This window comes from Mycobacterium sp. 4D054, from assembly GCF_052245755.1.
Classification (GTDB): domain Bacteria; phylum Actinomycetota; class Actinomycetes; order Mycobacteriales; family Mycobacteriaceae; genus Mycobacterium.
This window is the reverse complement of sequence record NZ_JBQQCF010000021.1, coordinates 53,187-75,144: the sequence shown is the minus strand read 5'-3', so window position 1 is coordinate 75,144 and position 21,958 is coordinate 53,187. Positions and strand designations below refer to the sequence as shown.

Annotated in this window: 20 protein-coding genes; 4 read left to right on the top strand and 16 right to left on the bottom strand. The window is 64.6% G+C overall.

Going from position 1 to position 21,958, the window contains the following annotated elements; genetic code table 11:
- Positions 1–69 precede the first annotated feature (69 nt).
- Entirely contained in the window at positions 70–912 is an 843-nt protein-coding gene (locus tag ACTWP6_RS16685; protein ID WP_443188278.1) for a phosphoenolpyruvate hydrolase family protein, read from the bottom strand.
- A gap of 251 nt (positions 913–1,163) precedes the next feature.
- Here ACTWP6_RS16685 and ACTWP6_RS16680 point away from each other — a divergent pair, with 251 nt between their 5' ends.
- Together ACTWP6_RS16680 and ACTWP6_RS16675 are read left to right on the top strand one after the other, a co-directional pair.
- Positions 1,164–3,173 (top strand): FAD-dependent oxidoreductase, encoded by a 2,010-nt coding sequence (locus ACTWP6_RS16680; RefSeq protein WP_260756022.1) that lies wholly within the window; start codon positions 1,164–1,166, stop codon positions 3,171–3,173.
- Between the two features lie 178 nt (positions 3,174–3,351).
- On the top strand, positions 3,352–4,362 hold the full coding sequence (locus ACTWP6_RS16675) for a GntR family transcriptional regulator (protein WP_443188277.1): 1,011 nt from the start codon (positions 3,352–3,354) through the stop codon (positions 4,360–4,362).
- Between the two features lie 17 nt (positions 4,363–4,379).
- Here the strand turns inward: ACTWP6_RS16675 and ACTWP6_RS16670 are convergent, their stop codons facing one another.
- The 7 genes from ACTWP6_RS16670 to ACTWP6_RS16640 all read right to left on the bottom strand — a co-directional run bounded on the left by ACTWP6_RS16670 (position 4,380) and on the right by ACTWP6_RS16640 (position 12,454).
- Positions 4,380–5,501 (bottom strand): aminotransferase class I/II-fold pyridoxal phosphate-dependent enzyme, encoded by a 1,122-nt coding sequence (locus tag ACTWP6_RS16670; protein WP_443188276.1) that lies wholly within the window; start codon positions 5,499–5,501, stop codon positions 4,380–4,382.
- Positions 5,502–5,788: 287 nt separating this feature from the next.
- Entirely contained in the window at positions 5,789–6,625 is an 837-nt protein-coding gene (locus ACTWP6_RS16665; RefSeq protein WP_260756024.1) for a phosphoenolpyruvate hydrolase family protein, read from the bottom strand.
- Positions 6,622–7,860, bottom strand: a complete 1,239-nt coding sequence (locus ACTWP6_RS16660; RefSeq protein WP_260756025.1) for a Tm-1-like ATP-binding domain-containing protein — start codon at positions 7,858–7,860, stop codon at positions 6,622–6,624. The genes ACTWP6_RS16665 and ACTWP6_RS16660 overlap by 4 nt, the downstream gene beginning before the upstream one ends.
- A 988-nt stretch (positions 7,861–8,848) precedes the next feature.
- On the bottom strand, positions 8,849–9,526 hold the full coding sequence (locus ACTWP6_RS16655) for a response regulator (protein WP_443188275.1): 678 nt from the start codon (positions 9,524–9,526) through the stop codon (positions 8,849–8,851).
- Positions 9,523–10,746 carry a sensor histidine kinase gene (locus ACTWP6_RS16650; RefSeq protein ID WP_260756027.1) on the bottom strand — a complete coding sequence of 408 codons (1,224 nt, stop codon included), beginning with the start codon at positions 10,744–10,746 and terminating at the stop codon, positions 9,523–9,525. Before ACTWP6_RS16650 ends, ACTWP6_RS16655 begins: the two co-directional genes overlap by 4 nt.
- Complete coding sequence (locus ACTWP6_RS16645; protein ID WP_260756028.1) at positions 10,746–11,621, bottom strand: CPBP family intramembrane glutamic endopeptidase; 876 nt, start codon at positions 11,619–11,621, stop codon at positions 10,746–10,748. The genes ACTWP6_RS16650 and ACTWP6_RS16645 overlap by 1 nt, the downstream gene beginning before the upstream one ends.
- 116 nt (positions 11,622–11,737) lie before the next feature.
- Complete coding sequence (locus ACTWP6_RS16640) at positions 11,738–12,454, bottom strand: FadR/GntR family transcriptional regulator (RefSeq protein ID WP_260756029.1); 717 nt, start codon at positions 12,452–12,454, stop codon at positions 11,738–11,740.
- A 123-nt stretch (positions 12,455–12,577) separates the two neighbouring features.
- Between ACTWP6_RS16640 and ACTWP6_RS16635 the strand changes: the two genes are divergently transcribed.
- Positions 12,578–13,093 (top strand): gluconokinase, encoded by a 516-nt coding sequence (locus tag ACTWP6_RS16635; protein WP_260756030.1) that lies wholly within the window; start codon positions 12,578–12,580, stop codon positions 13,091–13,093.
- A 36-nt stretch (positions 13,094–13,129) separates the two neighbouring features.
- Complete coding sequence (locus ACTWP6_RS16630) at positions 13,130–14,554, top strand: GntP family permease (protein WP_260756031.1); 1,425 nt, start codon at positions 13,130–13,132, stop codon at positions 14,552–14,554.
- Positions 14,555–14,633: 79 nt separating this feature from the next.
- On the opposite strand, the gene ACTWP6_RS16625 is transcribed toward ACTWP6_RS16630, so the two are convergent.
- The 8 genes from ACTWP6_RS16625 to ACTWP6_RS16590 are packed head-to-tail and all read right to left on the bottom strand — an operon-like array spanning position 14,634 to position 21,890.
- Complete coding sequence (locus ACTWP6_RS16625; protein ID WP_260756032.1) at positions 14,634–15,599, bottom strand: sugar kinase; 966 nt, start codon at positions 15,597–15,599, stop codon at positions 14,634–14,636.
- Positions 15,596–16,222 (bottom strand): bifunctional 4-hydroxy-2-oxoglutarate aldolase/2-dehydro-3-deoxy-phosphogluconate aldolase, encoded by a 627-nt coding sequence (locus ACTWP6_RS16620; protein WP_260756033.1) that lies wholly within the window; start codon positions 16,220–16,222, stop codon positions 15,596–15,598. Before ACTWP6_RS16620 ends, ACTWP6_RS16625 begins: the two co-directional genes overlap by 4 nt.
- Before the next feature lie 5 nt (positions 16,223–16,227).
- Positions 16,228–17,364 (bottom strand): mandelate racemase/muconate lactonizing enzyme family protein, encoded by a 1,137-nt coding sequence (locus tag ACTWP6_RS16615; protein WP_260756034.1) that lies wholly within the window; start codon positions 17,362–17,364, stop codon positions 16,228–16,230.
- A gap of 32 nt (positions 17,365–17,396) precedes the next feature.
- On the bottom strand, positions 17,397–18,992 hold the full coding sequence (locus ACTWP6_RS16610) for an N-acyl-D-amino-acid deacylase family protein (protein ID WP_443188274.1): 1,596 nt from the start codon (positions 18,990–18,992) through the stop codon (positions 17,397–17,399).
- Between the two features lies 1 nt (position 18,993).
- The gene (locus tag ACTWP6_RS16605; protein WP_443188273.1) at positions 18,994–19,722 is read right to left on the bottom strand and encodes an amino acid ABC transporter ATP-binding protein; all 729 of its coding nucleotides are present in this window, start codon (positions 19,720–19,722) and stop codon (positions 18,994–18,996) included.
- Complete coding sequence (locus ACTWP6_RS16600; RefSeq protein ID WP_260756037.1) at positions 19,719–20,429, bottom strand: amino acid ABC transporter permease; 711 nt, start codon at positions 20,427–20,429, stop codon at positions 19,719–19,721. Before ACTWP6_RS16600 ends, ACTWP6_RS16605 begins: the two co-directional genes overlap by 4 nt.
- On the bottom strand, positions 20,429–21,091 hold the full coding sequence (locus tag ACTWP6_RS16595) for an amino acid ABC transporter permease (protein WP_443188272.1): 663 nt from the start codon (positions 21,089–21,091) through the stop codon (positions 20,429–20,431). Before ACTWP6_RS16595 ends, ACTWP6_RS16600 begins: the two co-directional genes overlap by 1 nt.
- Before the next feature lie 16 nt (positions 21,092–21,107).
- Complete coding sequence (locus ACTWP6_RS16590) at positions 21,108–21,890, bottom strand: transporter substrate-binding domain-containing protein (protein ID WP_260756039.1); 783 nt, start codon at positions 21,888–21,890, stop codon at positions 21,108–21,110.
- Positions 21,891–21,958: the final 68 nt, after the last annotated feature.

Genomic DNA, 21,958 nt, shown 5'->3' with positions numbered 1-21,958 from the left:
GTTCCTCCAAGCTTATTGGTCAGGTTCAGTGATTCGAGTTCGGCTGGTACGAAAGTGGTGTCGGCGTGCTTACTTGCGTGAGCCGTTGGTCGAGGCCGCGTTACGAAGCGTTTTGAGCAGCCGCATGTTCTCGGTGATTGCGATTTCGGTGGGAATACGTTCGACTGACGAGGCCCCAAAGAATCCGGCCACGCCGGTGGTGCGGTCGAGAACGTAATTGATGTCGTCGGGCTCGGCGATGGGGCCGCCATGGCACAGCACAACTACGTCATCCCGGATGGCGACCGCCTCGTCCCGGATCGCCTGGACCTCCTCTACGCATTGATCCAGCGTCTTGGCCGTCTTTGCACCGATGGTTCCTGCTGTCGTCAAACCCATGTGCGCGACCAGAATGTCTGCTCCGGCCCTTGTCATATTCGCTGCGTCGATGGGATCGAAGACATAGGGCGACGTGAGAAGCCCGAGACCATGAGCTTTGGCAATCATCTGCACCTCGAGATCGAAGCCCATGCCGGTTTCCTCGAGGTTCTGCCGGAAGGCGCCATCAATCAGACCGACGGTCGGGAAATTCTGCACTCCGGCGAAGCCGAGCCGCTGCAGCTCCCGCAGGAACACGTCCATGTCCCTGAAGGGGTCGGTACCGCAAACCCCGGCCAGCACAGGGACATTGCGCACCGCGGGTAGGACCTCCCGCGCCATGTCCACCACGACGGCGTTGGCGTCCCCGTACGGAAGAAGCCCAGCGAGCGAGCCACGGCCGGCCATACGGTATCGACCCGAGTTGTAGATGATCAACAGATCGGCTCCGCCGGCCTCAGCACATTTGGCCGAGATACCGGTGCCCGCTCCGGCGCCGATGATGGGGCGCCCCGCGGCGATCTCCTCGTGCAGTCGAGCCATGATCTGGTTCATAAACGTGCCATCTCCTTGAAGGTTGCTACCGCGGTTCGTTGAAGAAAAGGGGGGCGCGGGCTAGGGTTTCGGGCGGTGTGTCCGCCATCACACGATGTACCACTTATGTACCGGATGTCAAGGGCTCGCGCCAGAACGGTGGCCGAAAAGAAGTTTTGCCCGAAAACGGTCCGCGGCGGGTACATATCTGGTACATCTAAGGCGTACTCGGCGCTTCAGCCCACAGCCCCTTCCCCCACTCATCAGCGCCGGTGCCGCTTGAAGCCGACCAGAAAGAAAGGCTCACCATGGAGTATCGACAGCTGCTGCGCGAAGGCCGAATCAACGGGATGCGTACGAAGAACCGGATCATCGCGGGCCCGATGGAAAAGGCCATGGCGAATCGGGATGGAAGTTTGAATCAGCGCTACATCGACTACGTCGTCGAGCGTGCGCGTGGCGGGGCCGGACTCATCAACGTCGAATCGACGTATGTCGATCCGCGTGGGTTGGGCAATCCCTTTCAGATCGGATGCCACGACGACCACGTTGTGCCGCAGTTGACTCGGCTCGCCACCCTTCTGCATGACGAGGGTGCCAAACTCTCGATGGAGCTCTACTTCGCGGGCCGACAGTCAGCATCGACGGCGAGCCTGCGGCAACCCTTGGCGCCATCGGTCGTGCCGTGCACGTTTTTCGACCCGGTACCTATCCCGCGAGAGATGACCCTCGAGGACATCCGGGAAGTCGTTCAGGCCTTCGCGCGCGCCGCCCAGAGGTGCGTGGACGCAGGAGTGGACATGATCCATCTGCACGGCGCGCACGGCTACGTGCTGGGCCAGTTCCTGTCGCCATGGAGCAATCAGCGCACAGATGAGTACGGAGGAAGCGAAGAGAACCGTGCCCGTCTGGCCCTAGAGGTGCTCGCGGCGGTCCGCGAGGTTGTGGGTCCGGATTACCCGATCGGATACCGCATCTCGCTCGACGAGTTCCTGGAGGGAGGCCTCACTCCCGAACTCACGATTCCTTTCTGTCTGCGGCTCGTTGACGCAGGCATTGATCTGTTGGACGTCACGGGTGGGATCTATGAGACCGGCGGTCAGATTTTCCACGGTCCAGAGCAGCGGCGCGGCGGATTCGTTGCCATGGCGGCCGAGTTGAAGCGAGCGGTGCAAGGCCGCGTTCCGGTGAGTGTCACCCAGAAGCTCGGTGATCCCGACTTCGCTGAAGAGGTGATGGCGCGAGAAGATTTCGACTACATCTCGATGACGCGCGCCTTCCATGCCGATCCACACTTCGTGCGCAAGATTCAAGAAGGCCGGCCCGCCGACATCAACCGCTGTATCGGATGCCACACCTGCTTGAACCTCTTCTTTGGCCGCAAGGTGGCACATTGCGCCGTTAATCCACATACGACTTTCGAACGAACCCGCGCGATTCGGCCGGCCGGACGACGCCGCGATGTTGTCGTGGTGGGAGGTGGTCCCGGAGGGATGACTGCCGCACGCATTCTGGCGCGTCAAGGTCACCACGTGACCCTTTACGAAGCCTCGTCTCAGTTGGGAGGGCAGCTCAACCATGCCTCGAAGGTGGCCGAAGATTACGGGTACTTTGTCACATGGCTGACGCATCAGATGGACAAGCTACACGTCGACGTGCGTCTCAATCAGCAAGTGACAGTTGACGATCTGCTGAACATGCCTGTCGACGCGGTGGTCATCGCCACAGGCGCTGCGGGCGGGCATGACTACGCCGGCGGTGACCATGGTGTTCCCAGCTATACGCTCTTCGACGCCTTCAACCGGCCGGCGCAGGAATGGGACGGGAGCATCGTCGTCTCGGGAGCAGACGCGGAAAGTTGCTACCTGACGCTCCACCTTGCCACCAGCGGTGCGCACATCACCTTGGTCGACCCGAACGCGGAGTTGGCAGTGAACAAGGACAATCCAGCGCGCGGACTTCTTCAAGCCCAGATCGAAGCGCTGCCGAACGTCGAGTTCCTTCCCGAAAGCACTACCGAGGAGATCGGAACCGGGTTCGTTCGCATCCAACAGAAGGGCGAGTACCGGACGCTCAAAGCGGACTCGGTCGTCATCGGAGGTCGTGTCGCCGAGAATTCGCTCTATGAGTCCCTCATGGCCCGCGATCACACATTGGAGGTTCATCAGGTGGGCGACTGTGTGCGCCCACGCGACATCCACGACGCTGTGCATGAGGCGGCGCTGGCCGCGGAAGAGATCCGGGTGCGTCTTGACGCCGACGCCCTTCGCCCGGTGCCCTGACCAGGCTGAGCCGCACTGGTTTCGCCGGCGGCCGGCATTGGCCGCCGCCGGCGAAACCGCCCAGCGGGAACGCGCTCCTTCCGACGGCACGCCTCACACGGGCCCCTACGGTGCCAGCAAAACTGTTAGTGTTGTACCAATAGTGTGCCGAGGCTAGGCTGAGCTATCAGGACCTGGGGTGGGTACAGGCAACGAGGGGGTAGGAGGCCGGGTGACTGGTCAACGACGGTTCGCTGATCTCGACATTTCACTCCGCGATGCACTGGAGTCCGTGGACTCACGCTCCAGGAAGGATTTGCGGACACGGCTCGCTGCGACACTGAGAAGTTGGATCGCAAGCCAGCAGGTGGGCGAACTTCTGCCCTCAGTTCGAAGCGTGGCGGAGACCGTTGGTGTCCATCGCGCGACCGTGCACGCCGCATTCGCCGCGCTGGAAAGCGAAGGGTTGGTGGCGAGGAAAGAGAACGGTCGATTCGTCTGCGCGTCGGCGACCCCGCAGAGCGTCGACGCCTTACTCGCTGAGGCCGCGGACGCCGCGCTGCGAAGTGGGATGTCGGAGGAGGATTTCACCGCCCTTGCTCGCAGATCATTCGAGAACCGGTCCATCCACGAGGTTCGTGTCGTGTTCGTCCGTCACGAATCGGACTTCGCCATCGACGCCGAACTGTTGTCGCACTTACTTGCCCACCCTGTCCAAGCAGTAACACTCGACGCCGTTGAACCCACGCCCAACACCGTGTTCGTCGCTACCGTCGCACACGTGTCCGCCGTGCGAGCCCGCGTCAGCGGCGTCAACGACACCTTCTCAGTAGGCCTCGCTCTGGATACCGATCTACGACTGGCGGTGTGCGAGCTACCGACGGCGGCCCGCGTTGGGATCGCGACTCACGACGACTCGGAATACCGCTACGTATGTCGCCGACTCGCTGAAATCCGGCCCGACTTGCAGGTTGAGCTGACTGGCCGCGATTCCCTTTCGAAGGAGTGCGAGTTGCGTCTGGACGTCCTGCTACATTCCGCCGACGTCCCGGCCCCCTCGACCGACGACCGCGTTGCACTTCGCCAATATCGCACTGGAATCACCTCGAACGAACTCGCCTTCCTCAAGGCCAGATTGATGACGCCGGACTCGGCCAAGGCGACGGCGGACGGCTTCAATCGGCAGAGGACGGAATCAGCGATCGACTGACTGCCGTTGACGACGATTCACGTTTGAAGTTGACGCGCGTGTGCCAGCGCACGCGCGAGGATCGGAAACGCCGCGGAGCGCACCTCAGGCCGCAAGCCGAGGTTGATGCGGAATCTGCCCGGCATTCCGAAGCAAATTCCTCCTGGCGCCAGCAACAGTCCGTACTCTTCGGCGACGCTGTTACACCACGCATCCGCATTGGGCACGTGGATGGCCGGAAAGGCGGTAGTACCGCCGTCGGGAAGGCAAAGGTCTACCAGTCCCGGCTCATGGTCGACCAGAGCGGCGAACTCAGCGAAACTGTCGTAGATCAGCGAGCGGGCCCGACCTAAGAGTGCATCGGCGTTCCGCAATGCCAAAATTGCTATCGGTTCAGACGTAGTCGACGGCATTCGTGACGTCCACCGCTGCATGGATCGCACATCGTCGACCAGCAACGTGGGGCCGGCGACCCAACCCAAACGGAGTCCGGGCAACCCGTGGACCTTCGACAGGCTACCGATTGAGACTCCGTTGGGCACAAGCGAAGCCACAGGCAAAGGTACTGCGGGGACACCCATGGGCACACCCCGAAATACTTCGTCGACGATCAGCAAGCCGCCGTGACGGGCGAGCTCTTGCGCGAGACGTGTCAGGGATTCCGCAGGGACGACTTGGCCCGTTGGGGTCTGTGGAGAACTCAGAAAGGCTGCTGCGGTGTTCGGCCGGATATGAGGCAGGATGTCGTCCACAGACAGGGGCGGTGGCACGAATGTGACATCGACACCGCTCGCACGCGCGATCGAGACTACGCTTTCGTGACTGGGCAGCGAGACTATGACATGCCGGTCCGAAACGCACAACAGACGCGCCACTGTCGCCAGCGCGTCACCGGCTCCGGAGCTGATAGCAACGTTGTCCGGTATCAAGCCGGGCATCCCACTGACCACGGCCTCGCGCAGCTCGACACTTCCACCAGTGGGTCCGTAATCGAATACCGTTGTCGGGTTGATGAACTCGGTGGTGTCGACGTCGGTCAGCACAGCCAGCTCGTGCAGCGACATCGGCGCGACGACGCTGGAACTGAGAACGTGCGAGGCGACGGATCTGTATGGCGCTGACCACGCCGTGTGGCCGAACGGAATCTCTTCAAGTGACATCTTGCGTTCTCCCAACGTCCTTGCGCTTGCCCTCAATCAATCGTGAGGACTGCAGATGCGGTGCAACCATGCTCGGAGAACAGGGCCGCGGGCGCGGTCTCAACCTGTTCCACGTTGTAGACACTGCGAACGACAATTGTTCCATCGTGGCTCCGAGATACCGCGTATTTTCCCGAAACCGACGGTGTGGGATCCAGGCATACCAGTCTCCAAGTGGGTTCGTGGTGAGCGAACCACACAGGCCGGCGACATATGTCGCAATGCCCCCGTTCCATGGCACAGTCCCCCTAGAGCCGAGCGCGCCCTGCCGGCGAGCTGGCCTTGAGTTTGCGCATCTGCCCGGTAATTGCTTCTTCGGTCGGGATCCTCTCGACGCTTGATGCGCCGAAGAACCCACTCACACCCTGGGTCCGGTCAAGGACGTATTGCACATCCGCCGGTTCGACAATCGGCCCGCCGTGACAAAGCACGAGAATGTCGGAGTCGACAGCGCGCCCCGCTTCGGCGATCGCTTGAACGGCCGTCACGCACTCGTCGAGCGATCTCGATGTTTGGGCTCCGATCGTGCCGGACCGGGTCAACCCCATATGCGCCACGAGGATATCGGCGCCGGCCTCTGCCATGGCTTTGGCGTCGTCAGGTGTGAACACATAGGGAGCCGTGAGCAGACCCAACTCACTGGCATGCCGCACCATCTCGACTTCCAGGCTGTAGCTCATACCGGTCTCCTCCAGGTTCAGGCGGAAGGTACCGTCAATCAATCCGACAGTGGGAAAGTTCTGCACTCCGGCGAAACCGAGGTCAGCGAGTTGGCGCAAGAACACACCCATGTCGCGAAAGGGATCGGTGCCGCAGACGCCGGCCAGGACCGGAGTGTGGTCTACAACAGTGAGGATCTCGCGGGCCATATCCAAGACCACCGCATTGGCATCGCCGTAGGGCATGAGGCCCGACAGCGATCCACGTCCGGCCATCCTGTAGCGACCGGAGTTGTAGATGACGATCAGGTCTGCTCCACCAGCTTCGGCACACTTGGCGGACAGCCCGGTTCCAGCGCCCGCGCCGATGATCACGCGTCCTGTCGCGATCTCATCTCGCAGGACACGTAACACGCGACCGCTCATGAATGCCTTTCGCGAATATCTGGATACGCCACCTGCATCAGATCGTGTAGCCGCGACGCCATTGCGACGCCGAACTCGGGATCATTCAGAGTCATGTCGAGCACTTCCAGCGGAATCTCGGGGTTGAGATTCTCTGACAGCGCCTTCTCAAGTGCTGCGTCGGCTTCGGGCCAGAAGAAACTCCCGCCTTCCACGTCAATGCCCGACACTCCCCGTAACGGAAAATACACCGCCGAAGGCCCAGTCGCGGCATTAACCTTCGACGCAATTTCCTTACCGATCAGCTCGTTTTCCGACGGAGTGGTCCGCATCAAGGTAACCGTAGCATTGTGCCGATGGAATCGACGTGTCGAAAACCTCTCTGGCACAGTATCTTCTGGGCCGAAGTTCACCATATCGACGGCTCCGACGGAAACGACCTGCGGTATACCGCGCCGTCCAGCGGCCGTCAGGCGATCCGGTCCGGCGGAAAAGACACCGCCCACGAGGTTGTCGGCCAACTCGGTGGTGGTTGTGTCCAACATGCCGTCCACAAGTCCGGCATCGATGAGGCCTTCGAGCGCCTGGCCGCCCGCCCCCGTGGCATGAAACACGAGAACTTCATACCCACGAGCCTCGAGGTACTCACGGGCGGCAGTGACGCAAGGAGTGGTGAGGCCGAACATGGTCGCTCCGATAACGCGCCCATGACCCGAGCTCGGCACTTCAGTGCGTTTCGCCAGTCCGGCCGCTGCAGCCGCGGCGTTGTTGAGGATCTTCGCGCTGATCCGATTGATTCCGGCGATATCCACTATCGAGTTCATCATGGTGATATCGGTATTGCCCACGTAGGCCCGCGTGTCTCCAGAGGCAACGGTAGACACAAGGAGTTTCGGCGTGCCTACCGGCAACTCGCGCATCGCGGCGCTGACAAGAGTCGAACCTCCCGTGCCCCCAAGCCCGGCGACCGCATCGAGATGGCCTTCGGCGTGGAGTCGCCGCAGAAGAACGCCCGCGCCTGCCGCCATCTTGTTGAGTGCTTCGGCACGGTCTCCACGCTCGCGAAGCTCCGTGAGCGACGTTCCCGCAAGCTCAGCGACTACTTGGTTACTGTGATCGGCTTCTATCCCGACGGGATCCTGCACGCCGGCATCAATAACGATCACATCAACGCCATTGTCGTACAGCCGATCTCGCAAGTACGCATACTCGCGACCCTTCGTGTCGAGCGAACCGACCAGCACTATCTTCTTCACCTTGCCTCCAATTCGTAACTAAGCCATTGCGGGTTCACTACGCGGGTTCACATGTGCTCACAGTTGCGGCGGCGGCGCCCGTAATCCACGCGAGAAGGGTGGCGCCGGGGCGTACGACTAAGCCCGTTCTCCGGTGCCGAACGAAGGGGCGCGCCACATCACGCGCGTGCCTGCCTTGGCGCTGAAGATGCAGCTGCGCAGCTAGCGCGCCGAAACACGTCGCACTGCAGGGTTTTCGGCGACATCGATACTCTCCAACCTGGTTCACAAGCAAAAGGTCGCAAGCTGCCGGCTCCATCCGCAGGCCCCGCAAGGGAAGCGGTCGAGCCGGCCATGCTTCTTCACGTTGTGTGACGTGGATCATTATGTACCGAAAGTGTGCCGTTAGACAAGGGGCCTCGCCTCTCGCTGGCGCCGTTGCGGCGATTTTTGATAAACGACCAAGATTTCGGACCTCTTGTGGAATAGTTCTGGTACACCTCAGTTGGACGATGCAGCTGACCCGCGGCGCGACGAGCGTTTCCTCGGCTGACCGCGCAGATCAGCCCTTCCTCCCCGGAGGGTGTTCTGTCAGCTTGTCCGGGAAGCCCAGGAAATAAGCCGACGGTGGCCTGAACCGCAGGCGTGGTGGCTGTGAGCGTTCGCCGTCGCCGCCGACCTTCCCGCTTCACTTCCCACTGGACGGACCCGAACACGATACGAAGGTGTAGGAGACGGATGAACATATGGAAGGCAGTGCACATCACTCTGCCCGCCACGCTTACTGCTCACGAGATTTCGGATCATGTCATCGCGCAGATCCGCATCATCGCCACGGAGGCAGGCGAATTTGTCAACGGAGTTCGCGTGGGCCTTCCGATTTCCCGGAGCGACGGGTGGTGTATCTGGACTGCGTCGTACTTGCCGGGCCCACCTACGGCGTTCCCCGCATCCGTGACCGCCAGTGGCGAGCCACGTATCGGAAGCGAATGACGCAGCTTGAACTCGGTCAGAACTCGCTGAGGTAGGTCAGCACCGCGAGGACTCGGCGGTCGCCGTCGTCGGAGAGCGGGAGCTTCGCGAAGATGCCGCCGACGTGCTTGCGCACCGCCGCCTCGGACACGACGAGCCGCTGTGCGATCTGGGCGTTGGTCAGGCCCTGGGCCATGAGTCCGAGGACTTCCTCCTCGCGGGGTGTCAGCGCCGACAGCACGCCTTTCCTGCGCGAGGCGCCGACGAGGGCGACGACGATATCAGGGTCGATGATCATGGATCCGGCGGCGATGTCACGGACCGCGTCGAGGAAGTGGCGGACATGCGCGACTCGGTCTTTGAGGAGGTAGCCGAGACCGCCGCGGCCGGTGTCAGCGGTGCGATCGAGCAGTTGGTCCAGTGAGCCCACCGAGGTGTATTGCGACAGGATGACCACCGGAAGGCCGGGTGTGGCCCGCCGGAGTTCGATCGCAATCCCGATGCCCTCATCGGTGTGCGTAGGCGGCATCCGGACGTCGGTGATCACCACGTCCGGGGCATGAGTCCGCGCCGCGGCGCGCAGCTCGTCGGCCGATTCGACCGCCGCGCACACCTTATGGCCGTCCGATTCCAGGACGCTGACGATCCCGGCGCGCAGCAGCGGGGCGTCCTCGGCGAGGACGATCCTCAGAGGGTCACGACCGTCTCTCGTCACACCGGGCATCGCATGCTCACCTCGGTGGGTCCGCCAGTGGGGCTCGAGATCGTCAGTGTGCCGTTGCCGGCCTCGACGCGAGCGATCAAGGTGGCCAGCCCCCGGCCGGGACGGAGCACGGCGCCGCCGCATCCGTCGTCGCGAATCGTGAGCCGCCACAGGTCCTCATGCCGTCCGGCGGTGAGGGTGACGGTCGACGCCGAAGCGTGTTTGACGATGTTCGTCAGCGCCTCGTTGAGCACTAGGTAGGCGGTGTGCTCGACCGCCGGCGGCAGGCGCCGGGGGACCTCGGTATCGCCGAAGGCGACGTGGACCGGCAACGGGTAGGGGCCGACCAGGTCGGTGACGGCCGCGATCAGACCGTGCTCGGTGAGTGCCCGGGGCATGATGCCGAGCAGCACCGAACGCAGTTCGGCAGCGATGTCGTCGACCTGGCGGTGCGCGTCGGCGGCCAGACGGCCCGTGTCGTCGTCGCCGTGGGCGTTCTCGGCGATCCCTAGCGTCAGGGCCAGCGCCACCAGCCGGTGCTGCACACGGTCGTGCAGGTCGCTCTCGATGCGCCGGCGCTCCTGTTCGACCGCGGTCAACAGCGCGGTCCGGGATTGCTCGAGCCGGGCCACTTCGCGTTGCAACGCCTGCGGATCGGTCAGCGCGGCACCGGCGAGCTGCCCCAGCGCGGCGGCGTAGGCGCCGACCAGATAGGCCGTCAGGATCAGGAATCCGGCGCCCAGCAGCGCCGCGATCCACGCCTCGCCGGAGCTGTCGACCAACCACAGCGCGACGTTGATCGGCTCGCCCGGCCGGACCAGCCACGGCGCGGCCACCATCACGGTGGTCAGAATCGCCAGGAAGCCCACCATCACCACGCCCAGCGGTCCGGTGATCAACGCGGTGAACAGCACATAGCCGACCTGACGCGGGGTTGGCAGGCGCTGCTCGGCACGGGCCCCGGCCAGGTCGCCGCGGATGCGTTCCGCGGTCTGTTCGTCGATCAGCGACAGGCGGGCGCATTCCACCTCCAACAGCGGCGACGACACCGCGTTACGCAACGAACGCGACACTCCCAGAACTAGTGTCAACGGCATACCGACGATCAGAACGGCGCTCAGTACCCCACCGAACAACGTGCACACCAGTGCCCGCCAGGGCCACGCCGACAGCAGATACCGCGGCCCCGACGCCATCGCAGCGCCCAACGACGGAGCCGGAGCCAGGACCATCATGCGAGTTTAGGTCCACCGGTATTCCGGCTGATCACGATCACCGTGACGAAGGGCAGCAGGCCGACGCACAGCAGGAATGTGGTGTCGTTGATGCCGACAGTGTCGCCGAAGACGTGGAGCATGCCGGCCGAGGCGACGAGATTGCTACCGGCGTGCAGCATCGCGCCCGGCCAGACCGAGTCGGTCGCCGACCACAGCCAGCCGATGAGGAACTCCAGCAGAATGCTCAGCGGCAGCCACCACAGCATGCTCCAAATCGCCTCTGCCGCAACGGTTCCGCCGCCGAAGTAGCCGACCCAGGGTAACGGCCAATGCCACACCCCCCAGATGAGGCCGGTCAGAAAAGTGGTAGCGACCGGGCGTCCGGGCACCAACCGGTCCCGCAGATACGCCGTCCACCCATACTCCTCACCCCAGAAGATCGGCGCCGTCACCACGCATACGGCCGGCCCGGCTGCCAGATACACCCACGCGGCGGTGCTCATCTCGAACTGCTGCGGCGACCACATTCCGGCGAGCACCGCGACGGCCACGGCGAGAAGCAGCACTGCCCACGGAATGGTCGTGGCGGCGAGGTAATACGGCCAGGACGACCGCCAGTTCGGGCGCAGACCGGAATCGGCGAAACCCTGTCGGGTGATCCACCGCCGGACCACGCACGCCGCGATGGCCGGCACGAAGGCCGCGGTGGCCAGCTGGGTCAGCGGGTTGTCGAGCGATCCACCGAGGAGATGCACCACCGTCCACGGAATCCACGCTCCGGGGAACGCGAGGCCCAAAAACCAGCGGACGCCACGGCGCCGCTGTTCTGGCGGTTCGCGCAGCGCGATCTCGACGGGGTTACGGCAGCCGGTCGTCGATGAGGCATTCATCCCTTGAGTCCACCGGAGCACGGGTCCCACGTCGGTCACCTGCGCGCCCGGCTGACGGTAGCGCGTGCGCTACCGTCGGCGGCGTCGGCCGCGCCGGAATCCTCGGCGCTGCCCGGCTACTGCGACGGCGGGAAGTCCTCGACGATGGCCGCGGCAGACTCGCCGATAATCGCGCGCATCGCCTGTTCGGCCTGCTCCTCCTCGCCCATCCTGATCGCCCGTGCCACTTCGTCGTGCAAGGCGATCGCCGCAATGTTGGGCTTCTCCGGCATCATGCCGTGATGGGTGCGACCGGCGAGTACCTCGGCAACCACCCCGGTCAGCGCCCGGAACATCTCGTTTCCGCTGGCCTCAAGCAGAGTCTGATGAAACAGCTTGTCCGCGTTGAGGTAGGCGTCCAGATCACCGGTCCGCCCGTGCACCACCATGTCCGACACCGCCGTCGCCATGATCCGGCACTGGTGCGGACTGGCCCGCCGCGCGGCCAGCGCCGCCGCCGCCGGTTCGAACCCCAGCCGCAGTTCCGAGAGTGAAACCAGTTGCGCGCTACGGTCGCCCACGTCCAGCCGCCACCGGATCACCACGGGGTCGAAGACATTCCACCTATCCGCGGGCTGGACGGTGATCCCGACCCGGCGCCGCGATTCGACCATGCCCATGGACTCCAGCACCCGGACCGCCTCCCGCGCGACGCTGCGGGACACCCCGTGCTCGGCGCTGACGCCCTCGAGTGTGAGAACCCCGCCGGCCGGGTACCGCCCGGACACGATGCCGGTGCCCAGCGCAGTCACCAGACTGCCGTGGAGCGCGCCTGCATACGGCCGATCGAGCACTGGTTGATCATGCCAGACCGACCGGAGGCCCGAAAAGAGCTACTGATTCCTGAAACGCTATTGCAATGATCTGATCATTGATGGACACTGTGTGACGTCACACACACTGATAGGGCAGAGGTCATGGCCGTTCCGATCGTCGTCATGGGAGTCTCCGGCTCCGGAAAGTCGACCGTGGGCGCCGCGCTGGCGCAGCGCCTGCGCGTCCCGTTCGCCGACGCCGACGACTTCCATCCGCCGGCCAACATCGCGAAGATGTCGGCCGGCCACCCGCTGAACGACGACGACCGCTATCCCTGGCTGGAGTCGATCGGCCAGTGGCTGGCCGGCCACCCCGACGGCGGGGTGATGAGCTGCTCCGCCTTGAAGCGCTCGTACCGGGATCAGCTGCGCCGGCACTGCCCTGACATCGAGTTCCTGCACCTGGCCGGCTCCGTCGAGACGATCGGCAGGCGGCAGGCCAGCAGGCCCGGGCACTTCATGCCCGCCAACCTGTTGCAGTCCCAGTTCCAGACGCTGGAACCGCTGGAGCCCGATGAGCGCGGTATCGCCATCGACGTCGACCAGAGTATCGACGCCATCGTCGAACGCTTCGTCAGCACAACGCATTCCCCAACAGCCGAGGAGGATTCCCAATGATTCGAGGCAATGACAGCACTGCGGTGAGGGGGCGTCGTGGAGGCGATTGATCCGGCATACGGGACCGGTACGCTGCTGCTGATCGCCGCGGCCGCGGTCGCGCTGCTGCTGTTCCTCATCATCAAGGTCAGACTGCACGCCTTCATCGCCCTGGTGCTGGTGAGCCTGCTGACCGCGCTGGCCGCCGGGATCCCGGTGGCCGACGTCCCGAGCGCGCTGACGTTCGGCTTCTCCAACACCCTCGGCTCGGTGGCCCTGCTCGTCGGCTTCGGTGTCATGATCGGCCGGCTCCTCGAGGTGACCGGTGGCGCACAGGTTCTCGCCGACACCCTCATCGGCCGGTTCGGCGAAAAGCGCGCACCGTTCGCTCTCGGTGTCGCCGCGCTGCTGTTCGGCTTCCCGATCTTCTTCGACGCCGGGCTGGTCGTCTTCCTTCCCATCATCATGACCGTCGCCCGGCGCTTCGGCGGATCGCTTCTGCTGTACGCGTTCCCGGCCGCAGGCGCCTTCGCGGCGATGCACGCCCTGGTCCCACCGCACCCCGGTCCGGTTGCGGCAGCCGAACTCCTCGGCGCCAACATCGGCCTCACCCTGCTCGTCGGGGCCCCTGTCGCGGTCGCGTCCTGGTACGTCGGCGCCTTCCTGGTGTCCCAGGTGATGGGCAGGCGGGTGCACGTCGACATCCCTACGTCGTTGTTCGGTGAGATGAACGGCGGCCGCGACACCGACACCGACGAAGCCACGGGTGCCGGCGCCACCGCGACCGCCACCCGCACCGCCCCCGCCTTTGGGACGGTGCTCGGGGTGTTGCTGTTGCCGTTCGTCCTGATCTCGTTCAACACCGTCGTCGACACACTCATGACTGCCGGGGTGATCGAGGAGGGTGCGACGTGGGCCGAGTACCTCAAGTTGATCGGCACCACCTCGATCGCGCTGCTGATCACCGTGATCGTGGCGATCCTGGTGCTGGGGTTGCGCGGCCGGTCAATGGCCACCGTCACCGACATCCTCGACAAAGCCCTCGGCCCGATCTGCGCGATCATCCTGATCACGGGCGCCGGAGGCATGTTCGGCGGAGTGCTGCGGCTCAGCGGAATCGGTGACGCGCTGAGCGGTTCACTGTCCAATCTCGGGATCTCGCTGATCCTGCAGGCGTTCGTGATCTCCACGCTGCTGCGTGTGGCGCAGGGCTCGGCGACCGTCGCGTTGACGACCACCGCCGGTCTGCTCAGTGCCGCCGTGGCCGCCGCCGAGCTGAGCAATCTCCAGCTCACGGCGCTGGTGATGGCGATCGCGGCCGGTGCCACGGTCCTGTCCCATGTCAACGACTCCGGTTTCTGGTTGGTGAGCCGGTTCTTCGGCATGGACGTCAAGACCACCCTCAAGACGTGGACGGTGATGGAGACGACCCTGGGGCTCAGCGCGTTCGTGATCAGCCTCGGATTGTGGGCGCTGGCCTGACCGCTGGACCGGCAGCTGCTCGTGGATCAACACCGGGAAATGAAAGCGTCAGCTCAATTCCAGGTCGGTCCAGCGCTTTTCAACGGCTGACCGGGTCGTGTCCGGGGTCGGCAAGCAGGGCGAGATCGGCTCGCGTCGGTGCAGCCTCCCAGTCACCGGGCGTAGTGCAGGCGAGCGCGCCACAGGCGGAGGCCACGTCCAGACACGAGCTCAGATCAGAGCCTCGCGTCGACTCGGCCAGCCAGCCCGCCACGAACGCGTCGCCGGCGCCGACGGTGTCCACCACCGTCACCCGGTGTGCGTCGCGGGACAGGCGGGTGCCGGTGCCCGTTGCCGCCACCGCACCCTGCGACCCACACTTCACCACAACCTGATCCGGGCCCAACGCGAGCAGAGCATCGAGCTGCCGCTGCCGATCGTGCTCACCGGTCACCAGCTGCGCTTCGTCCTCACCGGCGAACACGATGTGCGCTCGCGTGATGAGGTCGCGGTAGATGAGGACGGCGTCGGCGGTGTCGGCCCACAGACCGGCGCGGTGGTTGACGTCGAAAGAGATCCTCGCACCGGCCCGCCCGGCGTGGTCGATGACGCTGTGCAGCGCGGCCAACGGCCGCTCACCCAGCGCCGCGGTGATGCCGGTGACGTGGACGATCCCGGCACGGCCGATGATCTCGGCGGGGATATCGCTCGGGCACAACCTGCTGCCGGCGTGGCCGCGCCGGTAATAGGTGATACGGCTCGCTGCAGGCCGGGGACGTTCTTTGAGCATCAGCGCTGTCGAGACGTCGTGGTCCACTGTCACATGGGTTTCCACCATCTCAGCGCGCAGCTCACGCAGGATCAGCTCGCCCAGTGCATCGGCGCCCACTCGACCTATCCACGCGGCCGTGCCGCCCAGACGGGCGACGCCGATCGCGACATTGCTCTCGGCGCCCCCGAATCCGATCCGCATCCTGTTGACTCGGCACAGACTCCCCACATCGTCGGCGGTGAGCAGGCCCAGCGACTCACCTGCCGTCACCACGTCCAACCGGTGGGTGCTCACCGCGGGCGGACCGACTCGGCCGCGGCCACCGCTTGTCGGCAGGCCTGCGCCACCGCAGCGCGACCCCTATCCGCACGGGCAGTGATCCAGCTGCCGCTGACCGCGAAAACCGTGGGTAAACAGAGATATTCGCTCAGATTGCTTGGACCCACACCGCCGGACGGCATGAAGTGCACGTCGGGATAGACCTGCGAGTACGACCGCAGGCAGGCCGCCGTATCCACAGCACCGGCCGGGAAGAGCTTGAGGTGGTCAAGCCCCAGACGTACGGCCGCCTGCACTTCGGACGGCGTCATCACGCCCGGGATCACCGGGACGCCGGCGTGCCGAGCCACCTCGATGACATCCGGGTCCAGCCCGGGTGAAACCACGAATCGTGCACCCGCCTCGAGGGCTTCGTGAGCCTGCGCGGTGCTGCGTACGGTACCGGCGCCGACCAGCAGATCACCGCGTCGCGTCAACCGCCGTATCGCAGGGATGCCGTGCTGACCCCGCAAGGCCACCTCGACCACCGGCAAACCGCCATCGACGAGTCCGGCGCCGATGTCATCGACATGACCGATGTCCGCTATGGATGCCAGCGGAATCACGTTGTGCGAGAAGAGCAGATCAGTAGGCTGCATACCGTTCACCCGGCCTGCGCGAACATCGGATCGGTTCCGTACCGGTGCAGAGTTTCCGGGTCGAGGGCCACGCCGAGGCCAGGCACGTCGGGCACCGCCAGCATCCCTTCGGCGTCTAAGGCCCAGCCACCCAGGATCAGGTCGTCGATGTAGGCCGACCCGGTTTTGTACTCCACCAGATCGGTGGCGGCCAGCGCCGATGCCAGTTGCAGATCAGCTGCCAGACCGACGCCGGTATTCCACCCATGCGGCACCAGTCGGATCCCCCGGTCCTGAGCGGCCCAGCCGATCCGTCGCGACTCGCTCAACCCACCACCCTTGGTGGTGTCGGGTTGCACGATGTCGAAAGCACCGGCCTCGATGAACGGAGCGAACGACTGGCGGCGCGTGAGGACCTCACCGCCGCTGATCGGGATCTTGGAATGGCGGCGCAATGCGACGAACCCGTCGACGTCGTCGGGGGCAAGGGCCTCCTCAAACCAGGCGACATCGTAGGCGGCGAGCATGTCGGCCGTGCGTTTGGCCCAGGACAACCCGCCGGGGAAAAACGCCTCCGATCCCCCTGCGTCAACAGCGAGCATCCGGTCACCGACGGCGTCGCGCGCCGCGGCCACCGTACGCTCATCAGTCGCAGAATCGACACGCCCGAATTTCCACCATCCGATCTTGAAAGCGGTGAACCCCTGGGCGACCAGGGTCTCCAGGTTCTCGGTCATCGCGGGTGTCTCGTCCATCAGCACAGATGCGTACGGGCGGACGCGATCTCGATAGCGTCCCCCGAGCAGCCGGCCCACGGGCTGCCCGAGCGCCTGACCGGCCAGGTCCCACAGCGCGATGTCGACTGCGCTGGTCGCGTGGGTCAGTGTCCCACCGCGGCCCATCCAGAAGGCGCTCTGGTGCAGAGTCTCGGTCACTCGTTCGACCTCCAGAGCACTCTGTCCGATGATCTGGGGACGCAGCAGATCCAGCGCGGCGCGCACCAGCCCCTCCGCGGTGAACGAGCTACCGAGGCCGACATGGCCGGTGTCGGTGTGCACTGCGACGAGCGTGTGCACAACGTCGTCGGGGCGCAGTTCGTTGGACCATCCGCCTTCCGGCGTCGCCCCGCGCAGCCCGCAGGTCTCGATGCGTTCGATCTTCATCTGGTGTGTTCCTTCGTGTTGTGAGTGCGACGTCAGCGCAGCAGTCGGCCCGGCAGCGTGCCGGTGTGCTGGCCCTCTGTGACCACGGCCGTCCCGTTGACCCAGACGTGGCGGGCCGCAGAGGCATAGGCCTGCGGTAACGCCCAGGTGTCGGTGCGCGCGAGGATGTCCGGGTCAAGGACCACGACGTCGGCATACTTGTTCGGCCGCAGGTATCCACGGTCGCGGATGCGGAAGTGGTCGGCGACCATGCCGGTCATCCGGTGCACCGCGTCCTCGAACGTCAGCGTGCCCGCAGGCACGTGATGGGCCAGGTAATGCGTATGACCGAAGTAGAACAGCGGGTGACGGGTGCGGGTGTGCAGTGCGCCATCCCGCCGGGTGGTGAAAGCGTCGACGCCCAGCAGGAAGTGGTCGTGACCGATCGCGTCTGCGAGGTGGTCCTCGGTGAACAGACGTCCGAGCAACTGCACGTTGCCGATATCGGCTCCGGCGGCGGCCAGGATGTCGAACAAGCACTCCCACTCGTCGCGGCCGTGACGAGCAGCGATCTCCGGGAACGTGAGTCCTTCCCATTCCGGATGGGTAATGGACACACCGAGACTGACCCGTTCCCACTGGCCTCGGTGGACGAAGCGCCAATACCGGTCACAGTCAGCCCTCACCCGGGCCCGTACCTCGTTGTCGTGCAACATCTGCGCGGCTTCGGCGGCGGGACGTTCGATGAGCCATCCCGGAAGCAGCCCCGCGGCCATCCCGATCCCGTGCGGGTACGGCGTCATGTCGGCCAGCACCTCGCTGCCGCGCCGACGCTCGTCGACGACCCGATCGACCGCCCGGTGCCATGCGCCGGGATCAGCCCCGGTCCCGTACCGGACGTTGAGGTGTGACAGTTGAGCCCGCACCCCGCCCTGATGGACCACGTCGAAGAACTCGTCGACGGCGGCGTCGAGCCCACTGTCCCGATTCCGGATGTGACTGGCATACATGCCATCCCGCCGACCGACGACACGGGCGAGGTCGGCGAGCTCCTGGCGGTCGGCGAATCGTCCGCCACCGTACTCCAACCCGCTCGACAGCCCGATCGCGCCGGCGTCGAGGGCGTCCTCTACCAGCCGAATCCGCTCCCTGCACTCGTCGACGCCGGTCGATTCGGCATTGGATCTGGCTGCCGATCGGATCGCGGTGTGACCGACGAACCACACCAAATTCTGCGCAGTCCTGGCGCTGTGCACGGTTTCCAACAAGGACCCGAAGCTGCGCCAGTCGACGGGCCCCTCGTAGCCCATCGCCCGCAGCGCACTCTGCGCGGATTCGACGTCAGCCGCCCCCAGCGGCGCGTAGGTGACACCACAGTTGCCCACCACCTCGGTAGTGACGCCCTGGTGAATTGTGCTGTACGCCTCCGCATTCCCAAGCACTGACCAGTCGCTGTGGCTGTGCGGGTCGATCAAACCGGGCAGGACGTACATGCCGCTGGCGTCCACCACCCGGTGAGCCTGGACGTCGTGCGACAGTCCGAGGTAGGCGATGCGGTCGTCCTTGATGCCGATGTCACCGCGCCTGGGGACTGCACCTGCGCCGTCGACGATGTCGCCCCCGACTATCAGGGTGTCAAGAGCCGGCATGTCAGAGCACCTTGCTGAGGAACTCGCGCGTTCTGGGCTCCCGAGGTGATCCGAAAAGCGCTGCTGGCTCGTCGATTTCGATGACGCACCCGTGGTCCATGTAGATCACCCGGTCGGCTACCTCGCGTGCGAATCCCATCTCGTGGGTGACAACCACCATCGTCAGCCCGTCGGCGGCCAGACCTTTCATGACGGCAAGGACCTCGCCGACGATCTCCGGATCCAGCGCTGAGGTCGGCTCGTCGAACAGCATGATCGCCGGATCCATGGCGAGCGCTCTGGCGATGGCCACCCGCTGCTTCTGACCACCGGAGAGCGAGTCGGGATAGACCTGCGCCTTGTCGGCCAGCCCGACTCGATCGAGAAGTGCCCGGCCGCGATCACGGGCCTGGCTCTTGGTGTGCTTGAGCACCCGTTGGGGAGCCAGCGCGATGTTCTCCATGACCGTCATGTGCGGGAAGAGATTGAAGTGCTGGAACACCATTCCCACATCACGGCGGATGACGGCGAGATCGGCGGGCAACTCATTGGGCCCGAGTCGGTGACCGTTGATGACGATGCTGCCGTGTGACGGGCGTTCCAGCCCATTCATACACCGCAGCAACGTGCTCTTACCCGACCCGGAAGCGCCGATGATGCACACCACCTCGCGTTCGCTGACCGAACACGAGATCCCCCGCAGTACCTCGTTGTCGCCGAAACTCAGCCGGAGGTCCTCAATTTCGATCATTTCCTTGCTCCCGGGGTCAGGTTGGTGAGCGCATCTGCGAACTTCGGCGCCGGCACTCTGGTGCCGAGTCGGCGTTCGTAGCGGCGGGACAATGTGGACAGCACGAAACAGATCACGAAGTAGAAGGCGCCGACCACGGTGTAGGCGAGTATCGGATCCGCGGTCTGCGAGCTGACGATATTGGCAGCCCGCGTCAACTCGATCAGGCCTATGACAGCCACCAGTGAGCTGTCTTTGATGAGGATGACCAGAAAACCGACGCCCGGTGGGACGATCAGGCGGGCCGCCTGCGGAAGGATGATGAAGCGCATTCGGTCGGGGTAGCTCAGGCCGAGAGCGTCCGCCGCCTCGAACTGCCCGCGCGATACGGCCTCGATACTGCCGCGCACCAACTCACCGATGTACGCCGAGGCGAAGATCGACAGCGCTATCACCGCCGCCCAGTACTCGGCGAGACCGCTGCCGGGCACCAGCAGTGGCACCCCGAAGTACACGAAGAAGATGACGAGCAGCACCGGGATACCTCGGATGATCGCGATGTAGATGGCGCTGACCCATTTCAGGGGACGCACGGTCCCGGCGGCCATCAAGCCGATCACCAGCCCCAGAAGACCGCCGAACACTACCGACAACGCGCAGATCTGGATGGTCACCACCGCGCCTTGCAGGATCAAAGAGAGGTGCTGCCAACCGAATTGTTCGAACATCACGCCACCTTCCAGGCGATGAGGCGCGTTTCGATTACCCGCGAAACGCCGGCGATGAGGAAAGCGACGCCGAAGTACATCAGGCCGCCGACGGTGAGCGTCTCGATCGTCCGGAATGTGGTTGAGGTGATGCCCATCATCGCGTGCATGAGGTCGGGCAGTGCAATCACCGAGGTCACCGAGGATGCCAGGAACAAGAGGATGGTCTGGTTGGTGATCGCCGGCAGAACATTGCGCATCGCCGGCGGTACCCGGACCCGCCAGAAGGTGTCACGTGCGCTGAGCCCGAGCGCTTCCCCCGCTTCCCGCAGGCCTGCTGGTACAGACTGGAATCCGGCCCGATAGATCTCGGCCATGTATGCGGCGTTGTTGACCGTGAGCGCGACGATGCCCGCTGCGATCGGATCCAGGTTCACACCAGCCTGCGGCAGCGCGAAGTACACCAGATACAGCTGGAGGAGAAGCGGTGTGTTACGGATGATCTCGATGTAGGTGCCGGCCACGGCGCGCAGGGCGCGAGTGCCGGAGGTGCGCCCGGCGTAGAGGAGGATTCCCAGCGCGCCGCCGGCCAGCGCAGCGGCGAAACTCACCGCGATACTGATCGCCAGTCCCGTCAGAAGTGGACCCAGGTGGGGCAGAACGTCGCCGTAGTAGAGCTGCATCTTCGGCTGCTCGGCCTTACTTGATGAGCTCGGGGACGTCCATCCCGAGCCATCTGTTGTACGACTCGTTGGCGGCCTGCCCGATGTTGTAGTTCATGATGAAGTTGTTCAGGTAGTTCAACCACAGCTGGTCGCCCATCTTCACCCCGAAGGACACCAGCGACGGTGCCAGCGCCGGGGCGTCCAGAACCCGGACTGCGTCGCCCTCGCTGTCACGGATGTCGGCGACCACTGCTGTGCTCTCCATCAGCGCATCGACCTTCCCGCTGCGCAGTGCTTGGATCGAATCCGCCACTGCTTCGAACAAGCTGGCATTCGCCTGCGGGAACTGGGCCGCCAGGATCGTGGCCGGCACGCTTCCTCGGGTGGCGGCGACGTTCCTTCCGGTCAGGTCCTCATAGGTGCGGATGTCGCTGCCCGCGGGCACCACCACGAGTTGTCCTTCCGAGGCATACGGACGGGTCATTGCGACCACCTGCGCCCGCTCGTCCAGATTGGTCAGCGCGGCGATGATGACGTCGACCTTGCCGGTCTCAAGCATCGGGATGCGACTGGCGTTGGTGGTGCTGATGAACTCGACCTCGGCGCCCAGCGATTCGGCCAGGGCGCGCGCCTTGTCGATGTCGAATCCTTCGTACTGGCCCGAGCTGTTCATGACCCCATAGGGCGGGGCATCGGCGAATACCCCGATCGACACCTTCTTGGTTTGGAGGACCTTGGTCAGAACGCTCGGGCCGGCGCCCACCGCACCGTTCCCCGAACCCGATGACGTACAGCTGGTGACCACCAGAACCGTCATCAGCGCAACAACCACTGCCAGTAGGCCTTTTCGCATTGTCATCCTTCGGTAGAGGTCGGCGGCTCGAT